Raw genomic sequence first — 745 nt, 5'->3', positions numbered from 1 at the left:
GGACCCGAATGCGGCGTACAGGCTGGTGGCGCTGATCCCCATTCGGGCGGTCAATTCGCTGAGAGAGGTGCCCTCGTAGCCGCGCTCCCAGAACAGCTCGAGTGCGGCGACCAGCGCGGCGGTTCGGTCAAAGTTTCTGGGTCTGCCCCTCGACCTGCCCCTCGGTGCGAGCTTCGGTGCGGGTGGCTGCCCTTGATTTCCCTTGTCCACTAGTCCATGATAATTCGGTAATGATCACTACGGAAATAAGATAGGGCATCACATGGGACAACTGGACGGCAAGGTCGCACTCGTCACCGGGGGCAGTCGCGGAATTGGGGCAGCGATCGCCACCCGCTTGGCGCAGGACGGCGCGGATGTCGCCTTCACGTACCAGCGCAACGCCGAACGGGCGGGCGCTGTCGTAGAGCAGATCGAGCATGCGGGGGGTCGCGGCCTGGCAATCGCGGCAGACAGTGCGGACGCCCAGGCTGTCATCGGTGCCGTGTCGCGGACCGTTGCCGAGTTCGGGCGCCTCGACGTCTTGGTGAACAATGCGGGGGTGTTCCATGTTGGCCCTCTGGAAGAGATCACCGCCGAGGAGGTTGACCAGGAGCTGGCCATCCACGTGCGGGCCGTGTTCGTGGCTAGTCAGGCCGCCGCCCAGACGATGAGCGACGGTGGTCGGATTATCAGCATCGGCAGTTGCTTTGCAGAGCGAGTGCCGTACCCGGGTTTGAGCCTGTACGCGATGACCAAGGCCGCG

At 64.4% G+C, this 745-nt stretch carries 2 protein-coding genes; one reads left to right on the top strand and one right to left on the bottom strand.

The window, feature by feature from the left end:
- Positions 1-210: TetR/AcrR family transcriptional regulator (locus ABD255_RS43450; RefSeq protein WP_344222744.1), on the bottom strand; the 210-nt coding region annotated here is incomplete at its 3' end.
- A gap of 52 nt (positions 211-262) precedes the next feature.
- On the opposite strand from ABD255_RS43450, the gene ABD255_RS43445 reads away from it, so the two are divergent.
- Positions 263-745, top strand: a 483-nt coding sequence (locus ABD255_RS43445; RefSeq protein ID WP_344222743.1) for an SDR family NAD(P)-dependent oxidoreductase, incomplete at its 3' end; no start/stop codon positions are given.

It is taken from the genome of Kribbella sancticallisti, assembly GCF_039530625.1.
GTDB lineage: Bacteria > Actinomycetota > Actinomycetes > Propionibacteriales > Kribbellaceae > Kribbella > Kribbella sancticallisti.
The sequence above is the reverse complement of the archived record's forward strand: the minus strand, read 5'-3'. Positions and strand labels throughout refer to the sequence as shown.